The following is an 18354-nucleotide window of genomic DNA, read 5'->3' on the forward strand; positions in this document are numbered from 1 at the left end:
TTCAGCGGGCACCGTCGACGGCGAAACTGACTACAGCCGCCCAATGCAATGGGCTGGCCGCGCGATCACCGCCCCGCCAGCGCCGCAACTGAGCCCGCTGCCAGCGGTTCACCGCGCGACCGGCGTCAACTTCCCGGTGCGCACGGTCGACACCGGCAACCGTATCGGCCATGGGATCTGTTGGGTACGAGCCAAATTGACTGTAAGCCGCAGCGGTCGGCAGCGACCACAGGGTCGCGGTCACCAACTCCGCCCCACCCAGGATCATCGCCGCGGCCAGTCCGGTCGCCTCGTCGAAGCGGTAATCGCCTCCCGATGAGCAGGCCAACAGTGCGACTCGCGGCGGGATCGGAAGCCGCGCGGCCATCATGTCTGCCGCGGTCAACGGACGATCCTCCGCCAGGTGCAGGGCAGCCCGCTCAGCGTGGCCGACAGCGCCCTCAGCCGCGCTGGCATGCCCCACGTAGAGCAGCCGGGCCGGGTCCTGCGCACACACCTCGGCAAGCCAATGGCGGTCGATATCGGTTCGGCGGAACAGTTCGACCGGTGCACCGACCGCAGGCAGCACCCGATGACTGACCATCAGCTCCCCGAAATGGCAAGTCAACGCAGCCTCCGGCGAGGGGCGGCCCAGCACCGAACCCAGCGTCGAATCCGGTCGCTGTCCGGGAATCCGTGGGTCCAGCAGTAGCACTGCTGGACCGTTATGACGATCGCTCCACCGCACCGGCTGCCGCGGCGCGTGGACGATGTTCGGCGGCACGGCCATCAGCACATCGACCAGCTCCATCAATCGGAAACCATCCGCCCCCGGCACGGCCAGCTGCCCCCAAGGCACCCGGGCCAATCGCGGGCTCGGTGTCACGAACAGCACTGCCCGCGGAGATGACGCGCACTCGGACAACAGCTTCCAGCCGTCGGCAGCCACCAGCTCGGTCCCGAGCACGCGGGCCAGCTCGAGTTCCGCATCCGGGCTTGTGAAAGCCCCTGTGGTCAAAGCCCGTTCAATGGCTATGAGCGCGGTCTCGGATCCAGACGCATCCGGCAACGCGGAATAGAGTGCATCGCAGGCCTTTTCCAGCAGCGGCTGCCCTATTGCCCAAGTGACCGTTCGTGACGGCTCCCCCACCACCCGCAGGCTGGCGTAGGTGGCGATACCGACGTCGGCGAATCGTAGAACCAGGGTGATTGTCATGGCCACGTCGACCATTCGTCGTCGGCGGCGGTGACCTCACGGCCGTACCGCTGCCAGGCCAGCTCCCGGTAGCCGCTCATGATCTGCTCACCGGCGGGGTCCATCCGCAACGGCGGCAGCGGCCCGAGGCGGGTGAGCCCCCCGTCCGCCTGTACCGGCGGTGCCGCGGCGACGAGCGCCAGGTCACCCTCGACGGGAACCGCCGCGGTGGCCGTGGCAGCCCACGCACCGGCCGACGGACCTGCCTGACCATCACCCAGGTCCGCAGTGAAAGCCCCTCGCGCGCTGTGGTATTCAATCAACTCACTGACCAGCCCGGCATTGTCCCATTCCTTCGCCACCGCGAAGGCGCCTGCCAGCATCGGCGCCGAGACACACCTGGCCCAGCGCATCCGCGCCCCCGCGTCCGAGATCGCATAGCGCACCGCGTCGACCGCCAACGCCGCCGGAACCTTGAGGTCCGCGGCCTGTTGGAGCTTGGACATCGCGCGCTGGTATCCGGGACGGTCCGCGCCACCGGACACCGTCCCAGTACCGGGATCCAGGCCCAGGTCGGCGAGCGCGTCGGCGCGCCAGATGTTGCCCAGCTGGTCGTCGAGACGGGCGTATTGCAGCCAACTGTGCCGCGGGTAGGAGTCCAACAGTTCCCGAGCCTGCGCCACCTTCTCGACGGCCTCGGCGAAATCGCCGCGAAGAATCGCAATCCAACTGCGCTGTAACAGAATACGGTGAATATGCAATGGCTTGTCGATCTCCCGCCAGTGCCGCTCGGCATGGCCCCAGCATTCGTCGGCCTCGTCCAGAGCGCCCATCCTGAACCGAATCAGACCGAAGTACAGCCAGCTTCGGGACACGTCATGCGCCCGGACATGCTCGGCGATCGCCGGGTATGCCTGGTGGACCAGCGTCTGAGTTTCGGCGATATCGCCGTCCGCCCACCGGGCCGCGGCACGTTCCAACTGCGCCCGCGCACCAGCCAGTTGCCAGTCCCGCGCCCCGGCACGCGCCTCGGCCCGCCGCAGCCACGGCTGCGCCTCGTCGAGCCGGCCGGTCTCGACACAGAACCGGCCATAGGAGAGTGCACCGTGGACAAACAGGTGATCGGACTCGGCGCCGCCCTCGCGCGCATACTCCTCGAGCAGATCGAGAACCTCGACCCACACCGGAACCGAGTCCGCGTACATGTCGTCATCGCACAGACCCCTGGCGATCAAAATCCTGGCGTGACAGATGAGGCCGCGGTGCTCGGCGGCCAAATTCTCGAAGTTCCCGACGGTTTCGACCAACGCCCGCAGATGCACGGCGGCACCATCGTGATCACCGCTGGCCGCGGCCAATCCGGCGGCCAGGAATTCCGCGCGCCGGGTGTACCGGCAGACCATCTGGTCGACCTCGGTGCCGGACATGGCGACACGCTCGGCGAGATCGGGTCGATGGCCCGCGCGAATTTCCGTATAAGTGGCCAGGCACTCGCGGATCCGCCGGATACCTTCCACGACGCCGTCGTATGCGGTGCGCACCAGGTAGATCTCGCCGAGCTGCGCCAACACCTCCAGCGCGACATCGTCACGGTCCGACTGCTCGGCTTGGGCCAGCAGCGACAGCAGGAGCTCCTTGGCGGCCTCTTCCTTGGCCGCCAAGGCCAGGTGACGAGCGCGCTCCAGGTCGCCGATGATCGTCACCTCCGCATAGTAAGAAGCGGCGGGCGCGCTATGCACGCCCGCCGCCGTCGGGATGTCAGCCGCAGCTCACCTTGATGGTGAACGGCTTGGTGATCATCCCGGCCATCGGGTTCTTGACGTCGGCACCGGTGGCCTCGCCGGTGATGGTGTACGTCTTCCCGTCGACCTTGACATCGGCGGAGCCCACGCTGGCCCCCATGCCGTTACTGACCGCCAGCGCGGCCCCGTCGTACACCAGACCCAGCGACTGCACCTTGGGAGGCGCCTCGTCGGTCATGACGACCCCCAGGCCCTGCTGGCCGTTGGCGGCGCCGCTGGCGACGTTGATCTTGCCGCCCTGCTTGACACAGGTCACCGACTTCAGGTCGAGGCCGGCGAGGTCCTTGCCGTCCACCTTCACCTCGGCGTTGGTTCCGGTGCTCACCTGCGAGCCGCTCGGCTTGTCGGTCGAGCAGCCGACCACCACCGCACCGGCGGCGAGAAGTCCCATGGCACCCACGATCACTCGATTCATCATCTGTCCCTTCGTCGTCCGTCGCCCCGATGGCTCCGTCATGGCTCAAGTGAAGGCGGGCCGAAGCGCTACCGATCCCAAGAAGTCGCAGTTTCCGCAGGCAGCTGGCACTGATACCTTCGCCGAGTGCGCAGCTGCGAACACATTTCACGGGAGACCGCGTACCCCAGTGCGCGCTCGGCGGCAGCTTCGTGAAACCCATCGGCGCCATCACCCGCGGCACCACCGGGATCAACAGGCTGCGCCGCAGTGACCGCTGGCTCGTCCACCATGACGCGGTGCGCTCCGTGCTCACCGGCGCCGCCGACCCACTGGTGGTGGACCTGGGATACGGCGCCATGCCCACCACCACACTCGAGCTGGCCTCGCGACTGCGGACGGTGCGGTCCGATGTCCGGGTGGTGGGATTGGAGATCGACCCCGAACGGGTGGTTCCGGCACGTGACGGGGTCCACTTCGGTCTCGGCGGCTTCGAGTTAGCAGGCCACACACCAGTTCTGGTGCGTGCGTTCAATGTGTTGCGCCAGTACCCGGAGTCGGAGGTGGCGAACGCCTGGGCCACGATGACCGCCCGGCTGGCGCCCGGCGGGCTCATTATGGAGGGCACCTGCGACGAACTGGGCCGTCGGTGCGCATGGCTACTACTGGACGCCTCCGGACCACGAACCCTCACGCTGGCGTGCGATCCGTTCGATATCGACAAACCATCCGATCTCGCCGAACGGTTACCGAAAGCCCTTATCCACCAAAATGTTCCAGGACAACCCATCCACGACCTACTCGCCGCCGCCGACAGGCAGTGGGCGGCGGCGGCCCCACACGGCGTTTTCGGGCCCAGGGTCCGCTGGCGCATGATGCTGAAATCATTGCGCGACAATGGATTTCCCGTCGAGCGGCAACGACGGCAGGTCCGCGATTGCATCTTGACGACACCATGGTCAGCAGTGGCGCCAGTAACCTAGGCTTGGGGTTATGCGGATAGTGTTGGCGCAGATCAGCAGCAGCGCCGATCCCACTGAGAACCTGGCCACGGTCGCGGCCACGGTGCGCGATGCCGCCGACCAGGGCGCTGCTTTGGTGGTATTCCCGGAAGCCACCATGTGCCGGTTCGGCGTACCACTCCGGCCCGTCGCCGAACCCTTGGACGGCCCGTGGGCCGACGGGGTCCGCACGATTGCACAGGAAGCAGCCCTCACCGTCGTCGCCGGAATGTTCACCCCCGCGCCCGACGGGCGAGTGTTCAACACGCTGCTGGCGACCGGCCCCGCGGCCGACACGCACTACAACAAAATCCACCTCTACGACGCATTCGGATTCAGCGAATCGGCGACCGTCGCGCCCGGCAGCCAACAGGTCCTCATAGAGGTCGACGGGGTCAGCGTCGGACTGACGACGTGTTACGACATCCGCTTCCCCGACCTCTATACGGATCTGGCGCGTCGCGGCGCACAGCTGATCACCGTCAGCGCCTCATGGGGTGCGGGGACCGAGAAATGGGATCAGTGGACTCTGCTCGCGCGCGCCCGGGCGGCCGACTCGACAAGCTTTATCGCCGCCGCCGGCCAAGCCCTGCCGAGCCTGGAAACCCCGGCGAGTAGGGCACCGACCGGGATCGGCGGCAGCCTGCTCGCCTCGCCGACAGGAGAACTGATTGCCCAGGCCGGACCCGACCCGCAGCTCATCCTTGCGGACCTGGATCTGGACGCGGTCGCTGACACCCGCCGGATCTTGCCGGTCCTTAACCCGTCCTCAGCCGAATAGGGCACAATCGCGCGGGTGACGACACCGCCTCAGCCGCCGCAGGGCCCCTCCGGATCGACACCTCCCGAGCCTTCGCCGTGGCAGCCGTCGACCCAGCAGGCGCCCGTCGTGCCGCCGCCGACCCCGCCCCCGGCCGAGCCGCCGCCGCCGTTGAGCGGGACACCCCAGCCCGCCCAACCCCAACCCCAACCCGAGCCCAAACCGAAGAAGGATCGCGACTACAGGTCGCTGATACTGATCGCCGTCATCGTCGTCGCGGTGACCTTGGCCGCGGTCCTCGGCATCGAGCTGTATGCGCGCAAGCGCACCAGCACCGAGGTGAACGCCGCCACATCGTGCCTGGTGCAGGATGGTGCGACGGCGTCGTTCGGCGCTACCCCGCTGGTGTTCCAGTACCTGGGTGACCACATCGACAAGCTCACGATCAGGACTGCGGGCAATCAGATCGCGCAGGCCAAGAAGATGACCGTCGCCATCACGGTGCGCGATATCTCGCTCAAGAAGACGGCCGACTCGCTCGGCACTATCGGTCGCCTCGACGTCGAGGTCTCCTGGCCGACCTCCGGTATCACCGAGAGCGCCCGGGCCCTCGTGCCGGGAATGCTCGGCTCGATGGTCGGCGATGCCACCACGAACGAGTCGACCGGCGAGGTGACCCTGAGCGCCGCCGGAGGCTTGGCACAGATCACCACCAAGCCCGTCATCAAGGACGGCATGGTGACACTGCAGTCCGAGAACGTGTCCGCGTTCATCGGCCTACCCCGCGAGATCATCCAGCCGGCACTCGACACGTTCTCCAAGGGGCTGGTGGGCGGCGAGTACCCCATGGGGCTCAAGGCCCAAGAGGTGAAGGTCACCAACGACGGCATCACGGTGAAACTGTCGAGCACCAATCAGCCGATGAAGCCGGTTGAGAATCCCTGCCTGCAGAACCTCTCGTACTAGCCTCGCGTTGACCTAGAGCAGGAACCCGTCGAGGACACTCCGACTGCCCGAGAGGCCCAGCCGGGTCGCGCCGGCGTCGAGCATCGCCGCGGCATCCTGTGATGTCCGAATGCCGCCGCTCGCCTTGACCTGGAGTCGATCCCCGACCGTCTCGGCCATGATCCGCACGGCATGCGTCGTCGCTCCCCCGGACGGGTGAAATCCCGTGGAGGTCTTCACGAAATCGGCTCCGGCGGCCTCGCTCGCCCGACATGCCGCACGGATCGCCTCGGCACCGGAGTGCTCTTGCAGCGCCGCGGACTCGATGATGACCTTGAGGGTTACCGCCGGCACCGCACGCCGGACCGCCTCGATATCGGCCTGCACCGCCGCGAAGTCACCGGCCACCGCCGCACCCACGTCAATCACCATGTCGATCTCGGTCGCACCTGCCGCCACCGCTAGCGCCGCCTCATGTGCCTTGATGGACGAAAGATGCTTTCCCGACGGGAATCCCACCACCGCCGCGACAACCAACCCCTTGGCATCCACAGGCAGCATCGACGGTGACACGCATACCGCCAGTACCCCGAGATCGGTGGCCTCCGCGATGAGGGCCCGCACATCATCGGGCGTCGCTTCGGGCTTGAGCAGAGTGTGGTCGATGAGCGCGGCCACCTCCCTCCGTGTGGGCCAAACCGCTGGCGTGCCTGCCGAATCCGTCATGGGCTCAGTCATAGAGCTAGCGTCGCATACATGACCTCCCAGCATGAGCGTGCGGTCGCGTTCGCGGCCCTTCATCAGTCCGGGACGTTCGTGGTCCCCAACCCATGGGATGCCGGTACCGCACGCATCCTGACCGGCTATGGCTTTTCCGCATTGGCCACCACCAGCGCCGGTCTGGCTTTCGCACTGGGGAGGCATGACGGCGCCAACCTGATCAGCCAACACGAGACGCTGGCCAATGCAGCGGCCATCGCAGCGGCCACTCACCTCCCCGTCTCGGCCGATCTGGAGAACGGCGGGCCCGACATTGGAGACATCGCCGCGACCATCCGCACGGCAGCAGCAGCGGGACTCGTCGGCGGGTCCATCGAGGACGCCACCGGACGGCCCGACGCCCCGATCTACCCGCTGACGGAAGCGGTGGACCGCATCACCGCCGCAGTGCACACGGCGCGCGATCTGCCGTTTCCATTCACGCTGACGGCCCGCGCCGAGAACTTCCTCTACGGCCGGCCGGATTTGGCGGACACCATCGCCCGGCTGATCGCATACGCAGAGGCGGGCGCCGATGTGGTGTATGCGCCGGGCCTTCCCGATGCCGACGCCGTTCGCGCCGTATGCGCGGCGGTAGATCGCCCGGTCAATCTCCTCGCCACGGGGTTCGTGCTGAATCACTCGGTCGAGGAGATCGCGCAGTGGGGTGTGCGCCGGATCAGTCTCGGGTCAGCGATGGCACGCGCAGCACTGGGAGCATTCGTCGACGGCGCGCGGGAGATCGCACAGCACGGCACCTTCGGATTCGTGAATGATGCAATCCCCTACCGCGAAGCCAACGCTCTGTTTCCGTAGACCTGTTGCCGCCCCTGGGCTTTCCACACAGAATTATTGGATAGCCTATCCTTATATCCATGGAACGTCCCTGGCCAGTGCTCTACCGCCATGTCGCCCCCGACCCTTCGGTGCCCGCGCCTCCTGCCGCAGTGCTCCCCAGCCCGTTCGGCCTGCGACTTGTGGACCCGGATAGCGATGACACGGCGCTGATTGCCCGATGGATGCGCCAGCCGGCACTGGTCAACGGCTGGGAGCAGGACTGGCCGGACGAGCGCTGGTACGACCAGCTCAAGGCTCAGGTCGAGGGCACCTACTCGCACCCCTACCTGGTCCTGTTCCGCGATGAGCCCGTCGGCTACTTGGAGTTTTATCGTGCGGCCCAGGACTCCATCGGAGAAAAGTACGCCGCCGACCCATATGACCTGGGCATACACGGTGCAATCGCCAACGAGGCCATGGCCAGCAAGGGCTTCATGGTCATGATCCTGCCCAAGATCATCAAGAGCTTCTTCGAGCTAGAACCGCAATGCAAGCGGGTCATGTTCGACCCCGAGTACCAGAACTTCGAAACCCGCAGGGTCTTCGAACACATCGGCTGCGCCTTCCTCGGGGAGCACCAAATGCCCAACCGCCGAATGGCGCTGTACACCACGCCGAGAACCCCGGCGGATATACCCGCGCCTCTGACCTAAACGCCCAAGGAGCGGTACCCGTCGACATCGGGTTTCATGGTGGCGGCAACGAACTCCCAGAGCGTCTCGTCGGTACCGCCGCCCACCCGGGCCAGCTTCATATCGCGCCACCAGCGGCCGACCGGGGTCTCGTCGATCAAGTATCCCGAGCCACCGAAAATGTGCAGGCACTCGGACAACACTTCTTCGCCGAGCCGCGCAGCCGTGACCTTTGCGGCCGCCGCGGTACGCAGGTTCATCTCACCTGTCGCTGCGATGCCCTCAAGCGAATAGCGCATCATGTCGACCCTGGACTGCAGATCCGCGATACGCAGGCGCAATGCCTGGTGCCCCAGGAGCGTGCTGCCGAACTGCACGCGGTCCATCATCCGGGCAATGGTGACCCCGAGGGCCTTCTCGCAGAGCGCGACCACCTGGGCCGCAATGCCGAGCCGTTCGTGGGACAGCCCCCAGCTGATCGCAGCGAGCCCTGCGCCCGGGCGGGCGATCAGTGCATCCGAAGGAACCCACGTGTCGATATCGACCGGCGCGGTATCGAGTGGTCCCGCGCTCAGCTTGCGGTATCGCTCGTGCACCACCACCTGGGCGGTCGGCACCAGCAGCAGCATCACGTTCCCGTGCTTGCTGGCGCCATCGGCGCTGCGGGCGACGACGACGATGTGATCGGAGATCGGGCCGAGTGAGACGAACTTCTTACTGCCCCGCACGTGATAACCGCCGTCGACGCTACGGGCCAAGGTCTCCGAAATCTGGAGATCAGACCCGCCGGCCTCCTCGGAAGCGCCGATGCACAGCACCGCCTCACCGCGGATCGCCTGCTCGGTAATCTCACGCAGGTAATCGGTCCTGCCGAATCGGCGCAAGATGGAAATCGCAGAGTCGTGCAAGCTCGCGCCGATGCTGATTCCGATCGAACCGAGCCCACCGAGCGCAAAGCCCAAAGCGACAAGCTTCGCCACGTCGGGGAGCGCCCCGGACGACCACTTGTCGGCGAACACACCGGCGCGGCCAAAGTGTTCGATGAGCGCGCGGGGGAACCGCTCGGCCTTCTCCGCTTCGGCCACCCACGACTTCACTTCGTCATCGATGACCGAGCTCAGCAGCGCGCGGAAACCGTCCGTAGACAGCGAGGCGGCCACCTTGTTCTCTGGATCGGCCAGAGTCATCGCAGACCTCCACCCGTCTCGATAAGGCGCTTGACCTCGAGACGCCGCAGCTTGCCCGAGGTCGTGATGGGCAGATCACCCGGAGTCACGAACACCACCTCGGAGGGCACGACCCCGCAATCGGCGGTGACCCGCTGGACCACCTGCCTGCGCGCCGCGTCAAAGTCGGTGCCTTTGTACTCGACGGCCAGCGCCAGCCTCGGGCGGACGCCGCCTTCGTCGAGTCCCACCGCGGCAACTCTGCCTGCCCGCACCCCTTCGACCGATGCGGCTGCCCGCTCGACGTCGGTGGGGTACACATTGCGCCCGGCAAGAACAATGAGTTCCTTGAAGCGGCCGACCACGACCAGATCGCCGTCATGAAAATAGCCCAGGTCACCGGTGTTGAACCACTCGTTCTTGCCGATCGCCGGGCTGCCCAGATAACCGTTCATCATGCAGGCGCCCTTGATTTCGACCTGCCCGACTTCCCTGCCGCTGATCGCCGGTACCTCGCGCGCGGCGGGCACCACCCGGACCTCCATCCCGTCGAACGCGGAGCCGACCAGTGCGTACCTGCGAGGGGCCTGACCACCATCCGGGGTGGCGACGAGCACGTCATCAGATCTCGCTCCGACGCCGGGCCGGGTCATGGTCACGACACACGTCCCCTCCGCCAGGCCCCAAGCCGCTACCGCCGCGCCTGGAGAGAAACCATGGGGAGTCGCCGCCGCGAGGAAGCGCTCGAAACCATCGCAGTTGATCAGCTCGGCCGCACTGACGGCCGCACGCAGCTTGCCGAGGTCGACTCCGCGGTCAATCTTGTCGACGTACCGGCCAATGATGTCGTAGGCGAAGTTCGGCGCCATCAGATATGTCGCGCCGCTCTCGGTGAGCCAATCGAGCCACCTGATCGGCGAGGCCGCAAAGGCGCTATTCGGCGCCAGCCACAGCGGCATGCCCGTCCACAGCGAAGCTAGCAACGTGATCAGGCCCATATCGTGATACAGCGGCAGCCAGCTGCAGGTCAGGTCTTCCCCAGTCAGCTCCGCGCGGCGCACCATCGCACTGACATTGCTCATGACAGCGCCCCGAGAGAGGACGGCGGTCTTCGGCGTGCCGGTGGAGCCGGAGGAGTTCTGCAGGACCGCCGGCGTGGTGTCGTCCCCGGTCTGCACGGGGGTGAAGGACTGCGGCCGGGGCCTCGCACCGACCTGCGCGACGTCCTCGATCCGGATACTGGACTCCACTGCACGCAGCTGCTCCAGCTCCCGGCCATTGCTGTAGATGGTGCGCACACCGATGGCCGCGCAACGCTCCAAGGTCGTATGCGCCCAGCGGTCCAGGTCCGCACCGCGCACCAGGCCGGGGAAGAACGACACGCTCGTGCCGGCGAGCCAGGCGCCCTGGACACTCGCCACCAAGTCGACGGTCGGATTGCCGATCAGTCCCAGCGCACCCACTGGTCCGTTCGCGTTGTCGAGCAGGTCGACGGCGACGGTCTCCGCGCGTGCGTGCACCTCGGCCCACGGGAACCGATGCCATTCTCGCGTCGCGCCGTCCATGACCACCAAATCGGCGGACGAGGACAGCATCGAATGGGAGACCTTCTCCGCCAATGTATTGCCTTGCACTGCATGCACATTCGCTGTGATAGTCATGACTCTCTCTCCCGCCTTCTAGGTCCGTGAACTTCTACTCGGCGAGCGCACTGCTGGTTGGGGTCGAGGCCTTAACCTGCCCGTCCGAGACCATGTCGACAAGGTCGCCGAAGGAGTCACAAACGAGTAGCTGATCCTCCGTGAGCGTGACGCCGAACTGCTCCTCAATGAGGACGAGGCCAAGCGCGAATCCCACCGAATCGAGCCCAAGATCGTCGATCAACAACCTGTCGCGGGTGATCTCATCCGCGCTGACCGCAAGCTCTCCGCGCAGGATCTTCTCTAGTTTCTCGGCGACATCGGTCGACATGAGTGTTCTCCTTGTGGCTCAAATACAGGTGGGTACCAGCGCTCAGCGGCACCGAACCCCACAACCGGCATTAGGTAAGCCAAACCTACTATCTCGACAGGTCGGTCGGGGGGCTACCGGTTGGCGCCCACACGACCAGAGCGGGAGTAATCCCGAACGCGCAGCCGCGTGAGAACAGCCGCGGGCGCATGAGAAACACTCATCCGGACGGACAGGATGGGCGACACCGTGGCGCCTTGATCAATGCCACGCGCGGCCGCAACAGGCAAGGAGCTGTCAACAATGCCCAACGGGCTCGATGTATGACTAGCGCGCGGGGATCAGTCCAACGACTCCGCTGCACATCTGGCGGAAGTTGACGATCCCGAAAATACTGCCGCCGGGGACGAACTGACATCCGGAGCGCCCGGCGTTAGGTCCGCTGCCCCCGCCACCGCATTCGGGCCATGCGTCAATACCCTGCGACTGCAGGACATTCTCGGCAACGGCAATCTGCTGTTCGCGTGATGCTTCGGCAGGATTTCCGACGCCACCGTGGGACGACCAGGTGGAGGGCTTGAATTGCAGGCCGCCGTAAAAGCCGTTTCCGGTATTTGCGGCCCAGTTTCCGCCGGATTCACATTCGGCGATCGCGTCCCAATTCACGGAGTCTGCCGACGCGACGCTCGCGGTCATGGACAGCGACATCACGAACAGCACATTGACGATCAGGAACACCGCACGCCTGTCACGTACCCAGTGCGCCCTGTCCATGACGACCTTCATGTCACTGCACCCCGATCCTCTGTTCCCGCCGAAACCGCGTGGTGCGCGATGCACCACCTGCCACGCCGGTCGTGATCAGATTGTGATCACTGTTGTAATCGTTACTCACGGGGTGTGCGTTACGCAAGCGGAGAATGGTAAGAAAAGTTGCCAGTGGGCCGCCTGAGACTTTAGCGTTTTCTTATTTCCACCAATAACATCGAGATCACCCAGTGGTCTCGGGGGAATTACACATTTGTAATTCGGGCGCGCAATTGATAAACATCACAGCGCAATGTGCCGCCTACAAGCGACACGCTATGAGCACCTACCCAAGCCTGCGGGTCTTGTCGCTCGGCGACGGACAGATCGGCGCCTAAACCTCGGGCCCACCGGGGTTGCACTGCGACACCGTCATCAATGTCGCGTCAACCGCGGGCCGCCAAGGCTCCAGGTTCCAGCTCGTCTTGTTGGGGATGAACACCCGGCCGTACCAATGGCAATCGAACTGCATCCGCATACCCGGCGACTGCGCATCAGGGGCCAGCGCGACGACCTCGGACCATGCGATATCCGCGCCATCGGGCGCCTCGTACGTACGCCCCAGCGACGTCGGATAGACACGCAAGGTCCGACCCAAAGACGTTGCCGCCCAAGACACATGATCGACAAGCGCGGGCTCTATAGCGGCCGCAGGCACTACATTCATCGCCAGCAGCGCGGCCGTCAGCATGGCCGACACGGCCGCGCGATATCTCACCGAGACTTGCCCTGGACCTCGAGCACTCGTGGACGAACGTCGACGAAGTACACGCCGGCCGCTACCGCGGCGATCCCAGCACTCAGCAGCTCTATCCCCGGAATCAGGGTGAACACGGCCGCCGCGGCGAGGATGACTATCCAGGTGGTCTTGGTCTGCTTCTCTGCCGCCACAAACGCATCTGCGGGCTGGATCGCGGCGTGAACCAGGGCAACGATCGCCGCGACGAGGGCGATGAGCGAGATCAGCGCGAAGACATGAAAAGAGAAAGCCACCCGATCAGCCTACGTGGCTGATCGGGTGGCCGTCAGAGCAGGAACTGCCTACTTCTGGGTGATCGTGCGGGTCGCGGTCTTCTTGGCCGGAGCCTTCTTGGCCGGAGCCGCCTTCTGGACCGCGGCCTTGACCGGGGCGGCCTTCTTGGCGGGGGCCGCCTTCTTGGCCGGAGCCTTCTTGGCGGGGGCCGCCGTCTTGGCCGGAGCCTTGGCGGTCAGGTCGATACCGACCAGCTTGGCGGCACGCTCACCAACGGCGCGGGTCCGGCTGGACACGGTGCCCAAGGCCTGCTCGGTCAGCTCGCGGGTGCTGTCGACCAGCTCCTCAGCCTTGGCGACGTTCTCCTCGATACCGGCAGTGCTGCGCAGGCGCTCGATGGCCTCTGCACCACGCTCGGCCAGCTCGTTGTACACGTCGGTCACGGCCTGCAGGTAGTCATCGACGACCTTGCGCAGCTCGTCCGGAGTGAACCGGTCGCGCAGTTCATTGACATCGGTGGGCAGGTCGGCGCCCAGCTCGCGCAACCGGTCGCGGGTCTCCTCGACACGTGCACCGGCCTCGGACGCGGCCTCCTCGGCGGCCTCACGCAACCGGGTGACGGCATCGGCGACCGTGGTCAGGGCCAGGTCACCGGCGCCGATGGCGGCGTAGAACGGGGTCTTCAAATCGTCGAGCTTGGGGTTCTTCTTGTTCATTCCAGATTCCTTTCGGGGATGGGGAAAGTTATTCAGTTGTCGCCAGAAGATTCGGGGGCCGATTCGGCTGCATCCACCTGACTATCGGTGATTTGCTGCACAAAAGAGGCATACACATCGAGCAGCACTTGCTTCTGCCGCTCGGTAATGACGGTATCGGCAATGATGGCGTCCCGTACCGGGCTGGCATCACTGCGATCCAAAATGCCAGCACGCACGTACAACACCTCCGCCGAAACCCTTAGTGCCTTTGCGATTTGGTTGAGAACCTCCGCAGAAGGCTTGCGCAGACCGCGCTCGATCTGACTGAGGTACGGATTGCTTACACCGGCCTTTTCGGCCAGTTGGCGCACCGAGACCTGAGCGGCCTCGCGTTGCGCTCGGATAAAGCCTCCGATATCGGAGGCGGCGTTGCTCACCACAACAGCGAGATCTGATTCCTGCGGCATAAGAACCACCGTAAGCTGCACTGCTAGCTATTGCAAGCACTTCTGTTAGCGATGTGGGCCATGTCACGCCACACCGGGAATACGCACGTGAGGCCCCGATCAGAAGAGAAAGTGAGCCACCGTGTAGATCACCAAACCGGCCAGCGAACCCACCACCGTGCCATTGATCCGAATGAACTGCAGGTCGCGGCCGACATGCAATTCGATCCGGCGACTCGCCTCATCGGCATCCCAGCGTTCGATCGTCTCGGTAATAACGGCCGTGATCTCCGCACCGAATTGCTCGACCAAATGGCGTGCCGCCCGCTCCACCCAACTGTCGACCTTGTCGCGCATGGACTCGTCATCACGCAATGTCTCCCCGATCCGCACGATCGTGTCGGCGACGCGGGTCCGTAGCTCGCTGGATGGATCATCGACGGATTCGGTGAGCATCTTCTTGGCCGCCGACCAGGCGGTGGCAGCCGCCTTCTGCACTTCCTCGCGGGCCATCAACCTGGCCTTGATCGCCTCGGCCTTGGCGATGGTGAGCTCGTCGTACTGCAGGTCGTCGGCGAACTCGAACAACAGCCTGTTCACGGATTGGCGCAGGTCGTGATCGGGATTGCGGCGCACCTTGTCGGTGAAATCCACCAACTCACGGTAGATACGGTCGCCGACGAAGTGATCGACGAACTTCGGCGTCCAGTTCGGCGAGTCTCGCAGGACCACGCGGTCTATGGTGTCGCTGGCACCCAGTGCCCACTCGAAGGCCCGGTCGCACAGCAGCTGAATCACCGGAGCGTGCCGATCCTCTTTGAGCACGCTCGACAGCACGCGGCCCACCGGTGGACCCCACTTGGGCTCCGCAATTCGGCGGACGATGACGCTGTCGATGGCCTGTTGCACGTCCTCGTCGCGCAGCATCTGCGCGCCGACCCGAAGCACCGTGGACGCCTCGGCCGCGACCCGCTCGGCATGCGACCGATCACTCATCCACTTACCCAGCCGGCCCGCGATCTGCGCATCGCGCACCTTGGTGGTGATGACGGTGGGCGACATGAAGTTTTCTCGGACGAAGTTCCCGAGCCCCTCGCCCAGCTGATCCTTCTTGCGCTTGATGATCGCTGTATGCGGGATCTTTAGCCCAAGCGGATGCCGGAACAACGCGGTAACAGCAAACCAGTCGGCAAGCGCGCCGACCATACCCGCTTCTGCGGCCGCCCCGACATAACCCACCCAGCCCGGCGCACCCACCGACTGCCACCAACGGCATGCCAGAAACAGCACGGTGGCCCCGAGTAGGAACCCCGCGGCCACGGCTTTCATCCAACGAAGCTGCTTCCCGCGCTCCTCGTCGACGGCCGAATTCCCCATCGCGAAGACGCCGCCGGATGATTTCCGCGCACGCGGCTGATCGGTGTGCTTTCCTGCCACGTCTCCATCATCCGGCATCGAGCGCGTTGCGCACCCCCAACCGGCCCGTCAAGTAGTATCGGTTACAGATAACTAGGGAAATATGGCGATAACTGTGGCAAGTAAAACCCAGCCTGCGGCAATCAAGACAGATGGTCGCAAGCGCCGCTGGCACAAGCACAAGGTGGAGCGGCGTACCGAGTTGGTAGACGGCACCCTGGATGCCATCAGGCATCGCGGGCGCGATATCAGCATGGATGAGATCGCCTCCGATATCGGCGTATCCAAGACGGTGCTCTACCGGTACTTCGTTGACAAAAACGATCTGACCACGGCCGTCATGACCCGGTTCGCACAGACCACCCTCATCCCCAAGATGGCTGCGGCCCTGTCGGCCCGCCTCGACGGCTACGACCTCACTCGCACGGCGATCAAGGTGTACGTCGAGACGGTGGCTGCCGAGCCGGAGATCTACCCGTTCGTCATGGCGAACAGCTCCACCAGCCGCAGCAAGGCCATCGCCGACTCCGAACGCATCATCGCCCGCATGCTTGCCTTATCGCTACGCCGCCAGATGGCCGAAGCATCCATGGATACCCACGGCGTGGAGCCGTGGGGCTACATGATCGTCGGCGGCGTCCAGCTGGCCACCCACTCGTGGATGTCGCATCCCCGGATGACATCCGATGAACTCATCGACTACCTGACGATGATTTCCTGGAACGCGGTACTGGGCATCGTGGGCGTGGGTGGCTCGCGGGAGAAGTTCGTCGCCATGCCGCACCCGTCGCCCGTTCCCCCACCGCCTGAAGTGCGTTGAACCCAACGGTGTAGGCCAATCCGGCTAGGGTCAGTCGACATGGCCCTCAGGATCGACACGTCTGCACTGCGTTATCAACCCGGCATCACATTCGCCGACGTCGATTCCCGTTCCACTCCCGGGTTCGACGGGTCACGCGAGGACGGCGAAGCCCTCCAGGCCGAGCTGTCCGAACGCCTCGGGCTACTGCAAGAAATGCTGTACGCCAACGGACGCAGCGGAGACCACCGCGCGGTGCTGCTGGTATTGCAGGGGATGGATACCTCCGGTAAGGGCGGTATCGTCAAACATGTTGTTGGACAAGTTGATCCACAAGGTATTGAGCATGCGAGCTTCGGCGTGCCGACCGCGGAGGAGCGCAAGCACCACTATCTGTGGCGTATCCGCAATGCACTGCCGGCGGGTGGGCAGCTCGGCGTTTTCGATCGTTCCCACTACGAGGACGTCTTGGTGGTGCGCGTGCACGACCTGGTTCCGCCGGAGGTCTGGGGTGCCCGATACGACGAGATCAATGCCTTCGAGAAGGAGCTGACCGAGGCCGGGATGACTCTCCTCAAAGTCGCCCTGGTGGTGTCGCTCGACGAGCAGAAGCAGCGCCTCGCCGAGCGGCTGGACCGCCCCGACAAATACTGGAAGTTCAATCCGAACGACATCGACGAGCGCGCGTTCTGGCCGGCTTACCAGGAGGCGTATCAGGCGGTGCTGGAGAAAACGAGCACCGAGTACGCGCCTTGGCATGTCGTGCCGTGCGATCGCAAGTGGTTCAGCAGGCTTGCGGTCACCGCACTTCTCGACGAGACACTGGACGGCCTAGATCTCGCATGGCCGCCCGCCGATTTCGATATTGAGGAACAGAAGCGCCGTCTCGCGCAAGCGTGAGACTTTAGCGGCGCGGTAAGTCCCGCTATTTGACCAGCGTGAACTGACCAACGTTGGTGATACCGCGCCGGAAGAAGTCCGCGCAGCCGGTTAGGTACTTCATGAAACGGTCGTAAACCTCTTCGGACTGAACCTTGATAGCTTCCTCGCGGCGCTGCTCGAGGTTCTCGGCCCAAATGTCCAGGGTCTTGGCGTAATGCGGCTGCAGCAAATGCACCCGATTCAGGGTGAACCCCGATCCAGCGGCAAGTTTCTCGATATCCTCCACCGCGGGCAACTGTCCGCCGGGGAAGATCTCCTTACCGATGAATTGCATGAATTTCAGATCGCTAATGGTAAGTGGAATACCATTCTCGCGGAAGAACTGCTGAGTGTGCGCAAGAATTGTGTGGAGTAACATCCGACCGTCATTGGGAAGAATGTCGTAGGCGCGTTCAAAAAATATCGGGTACCGCTCCTGCTTAAATGCCTCGAATGCACCGATCGTGACAATTCGGTCGACTTTATCGCTGAATTCTTCCCAACCCTGCATGCGAATATCGGCGGTGCGACCGGTTTCCTCGGCCACCTTCGCTAAACGCTTACGGCTGTATTCGCTCTGATTCTTGCTCAGGGTGATACCGACGACGTTGACGTCAAACTTTCGCATCGCCCGATCCAGGCAGGCGCCCCAGCCACAGCCGATGTCCAGCAGGGTCATCCCGGGCTCCAGGTTGAGCTTGCCGAGGGCGAGGTCGAACTTCGCGAACTGAGCCTCTGCGAGAGTCAAATCCTCGGGCTCGAAATACGCGCAGGTATAGCCCATCGTCTCTTCGTCAAGGAAAAGACCGTAGAATTCGTCCGAAATGTCGTAGATGGACTGAGATTCCTCGTAGTACGGCTTCAGATCGGACAT

At 64.5% G+C, this 18354-nt stretch carries 21 protein-coding genes; 7 read left to right on the top strand and 14 right to left on the bottom strand.

Going from position 1 to position 18354, the window contains the following annotated elements:
- Window position 1 precedes the first annotated feature (1 nt).
- From MLB1_RS06950 to MLB1_RS06960, 3 genes are read right to left on the bottom strand one after another with little or no spacing between them, the layout of a single operon-like run.
- Window positions 2-1195 (bottom strand): CHAT domain-containing protein, encoded by a 1194-nt coding sequence (locus tag MLB1_RS06950; RefSeq protein WP_180748906.1) that lies wholly within the window; start codon window positions 1193-1195, stop codon window positions 2-4.
- Window positions 1192-2877 carry a hypothetical protein gene (locus tag MLB1_RS06955; RefSeq protein ID WP_180748907.1) on the bottom strand — a complete coding sequence of 562 codons (1686 nt, stop codon included), beginning with the start codon at window positions 2875-2877 and terminating at the stop codon, window positions 1192-1194. The genes MLB1_RS06950 and MLB1_RS06955 overlap by 4 nt, the downstream gene beginning before the upstream one ends.
- Window positions 2878-2932: 55 nt before the next feature.
- Window positions 2933-3391 carry a lipoprotein LpqH gene (locus MLB1_RS06960; RefSeq protein ID WP_180749734.1) on the bottom strand — a complete coding sequence of 153 codons (459 nt, stop codon included), beginning with the start codon at window positions 3389-3391 and terminating at the stop codon, window positions 2933-2935.
- Window positions 3392-3582: 191 nt separating this feature from the next.
- Here MLB1_RS06960 and MLB1_RS06965 point away from each other — a divergent pair, with 191 nt between their 5' ends.
- Genes MLB1_RS06965 through MLB1_RS06975 form a run of 3 tightly spaced genes read left to right on the top strand, consistent with a single transcriptional unit; the run spans window position 3583 to window position 6097 of the window.
- Window positions 3583-4353: a class I SAM-dependent methyltransferase gene (locus MLB1_RS06965; protein ID WP_180748908.1), complete on the top strand. Its 771-nt coding sequence runs from the start codon at window positions 3583-3585 to the stop codon at window positions 4351-4353.
- Window positions 4354-4363: 10 nt separating this feature from the next.
- Window positions 4364-5152: a carbon-nitrogen hydrolase family protein gene (locus tag MLB1_RS06970; protein WP_180748909.1), complete on the top strand. Its 789-nt coding sequence runs from the start codon at window positions 4364-4366 to the stop codon at window positions 5150-5152.
- A 15-nt stretch (window positions 5153-5167) separates the two neighbouring features.
- A complete protein-coding gene (locus tag MLB1_RS06975; protein ID WP_180748910.1) occupies window positions 5168-6097 on the top strand; it encodes a DUF2993 domain-containing protein in 930 nt (309 codons plus the stop codon).
- Between the two features lie 12 nt (window positions 6098-6109).
- On the opposite strand, the gene deoC is transcribed toward MLB1_RS06975, so the two are convergent.
- Window positions 6110-6814: a deoxyribose-phosphate aldolase gene (gene deoC / locus MLB1_RS06980; protein ID WP_180748911.1), complete on the bottom strand. Its 705-nt coding sequence runs from the start codon at window positions 6812-6814 to the stop codon at window positions 6110-6112.
- An 18-nt stretch (window positions 6815-6832) separates the two neighbouring features.
- On the opposite strand from deoC, the gene MLB1_RS06985 reads away from it, so the two are divergent.
- A complete protein-coding gene (locus MLB1_RS06985; protein WP_180748912.1) occupies window positions 6833-7651 on the top strand; it encodes an isocitrate lyase/phosphoenolpyruvate mutase family protein in 819 nt (272 codons plus the stop codon).
- Window positions 7652-7710: 59 nt separating this feature from the next.
- A complete protein-coding gene (locus MLB1_RS06990; RefSeq protein ID WP_180748913.1) occupies window positions 7711-8325 on the top strand; it encodes a GNAT family N-acetyltransferase in 615 nt (204 codons plus the stop codon).
- Here the strand turns inward: MLB1_RS06990 and MLB1_RS06995 are convergent.
- From MLB1_RS06995 to MLB1_RS07035, 9 genes are all read right to left on the bottom strand, one after another.
- Window positions 8322-9491, bottom strand: a complete 1170-nt coding sequence (locus MLB1_RS06995) for an acyl-CoA dehydrogenase family protein (RefSeq protein WP_180748914.1) — start codon at window positions 9489-9491, stop codon at window positions 8322-8324. The two genes, MLB1_RS06990 and MLB1_RS06995, sit on opposite strands and share 4 nt — an antisense overlap.
- Window positions 9488-11131, bottom strand: coding sequence for a long-chain-fatty acid--ACP ligase MbtM (gene mbtM / locus MLB1_RS07000; protein ID WP_180748915.1), 1644 nt, complete (start codon window positions 11129-11131; stop codon window positions 9488-9490). Before mbtM ends, MLB1_RS06995 begins: the two co-directional genes overlap by 4 nt.
- A 34-nt stretch (window positions 11132-11165) precedes the next feature.
- Window positions 11166-11441 (bottom strand): acyl carrier protein, encoded by a 276-nt coding sequence (locus MLB1_RS07005; RefSeq protein ID WP_180748916.1) that lies wholly within the window; start codon window positions 11439-11441, stop codon window positions 11166-11168.
- A gap of 306 nt (window positions 11442-11747) precedes the next feature.
- Window positions 11748-12206 carry a transglycosylase family protein gene (locus MLB1_RS07010; RefSeq protein WP_180748917.1) on the bottom strand — a complete coding sequence of 153 codons (459 nt, stop codon included), beginning with the start codon at window positions 12204-12206 and terminating at the stop codon, window positions 11748-11750.
- A 355-nt stretch (window positions 12207-12561) separates the two neighbouring features.
- Window positions 12562-12918, bottom strand: coding sequence for a DUF2599 domain-containing protein (locus MLB1_RS07015; RefSeq protein ID WP_180749735.1), 357 nt, complete (start codon window positions 12916-12918; stop codon window positions 12562-12564).
- A 23-nt stretch (window positions 12919-12941) separates the two neighbouring features.
- Complete coding sequence (locus MLB1_RS07020) at window positions 12942-13220, bottom strand: DUF2516 family protein (RefSeq protein ID WP_180748918.1); 279 nt, start codon at window positions 13218-13220, stop codon at window positions 12942-12944.
- 48 nt (window positions 13221-13268) lie between these two features.
- Window positions 13269-13916 (bottom strand): heparin-binding hemagglutinin, encoded by a 648-nt coding sequence (locus MLB1_RS07025; RefSeq protein ID WP_180748919.1) that lies wholly within the window; start codon window positions 13914-13916, stop codon window positions 13269-13271.
- A 32-nt stretch (window positions 13917-13948) separates the two neighbouring features.
- A complete protein-coding gene (locus tag MLB1_RS07030; RefSeq protein ID WP_180748920.1) occupies window positions 13949-14365 on the bottom strand; it encodes a helix-turn-helix transcriptional regulator in 417 nt (138 codons plus the stop codon).
- 99 nt (window positions 14366-14464) lie between these two features.
- Window positions 14465-15799 (bottom strand): DUF445 family protein, encoded by a 1335-nt coding sequence (locus MLB1_RS07035; RefSeq protein ID WP_180748921.1) that lies wholly within the window; start codon window positions 15797-15799, stop codon window positions 14465-14467.
- A gap of 64 nt (window positions 15800-15863) precedes the next feature.
- On the opposite strand from MLB1_RS07035, the gene MLB1_RS07040 reads away from it, so the two are divergent.
- Window positions 15864-16580: a TetR/AcrR family transcriptional regulator gene (locus tag MLB1_RS07040; RefSeq protein WP_180748922.1), complete on the top strand. Its 717-nt coding sequence runs from the start codon at window positions 15864-15866 to the stop codon at window positions 16578-16580.
- 39 nt (window positions 16581-16619) lie between these two features.
- Entirely contained in the window at window positions 16620-17459 is an 840-nt protein-coding gene (locus MLB1_RS07045) for a polyphosphate kinase 2 family protein (protein WP_180748923.1), read from the top strand.
- A 25-nt stretch (window positions 17460-17484) separates the two neighbouring features.
- Here MLB1_RS07045 and MLB1_RS07050 read toward each other — a convergent pair whose 3' ends face one another.
- Window positions 17485-18354 carry a cyclopropane mycolic acid synthase family methyltransferase gene (locus MLB1_RS07050; RefSeq protein ID WP_180748924.1) on the bottom strand — a complete coding sequence of 290 codons (870 nt, stop codon included), beginning with the start codon at window positions 18352-18354 and terminating at the stop codon, window positions 17485-17487.

The organism is Mycobacteroides sp. LB1, assembly GCF_013449725.1.
GTDB lineage: Bacteria > Actinomycetota > Actinomycetes > Mycobacteriales > Mycobacteriaceae > Mycobacterium.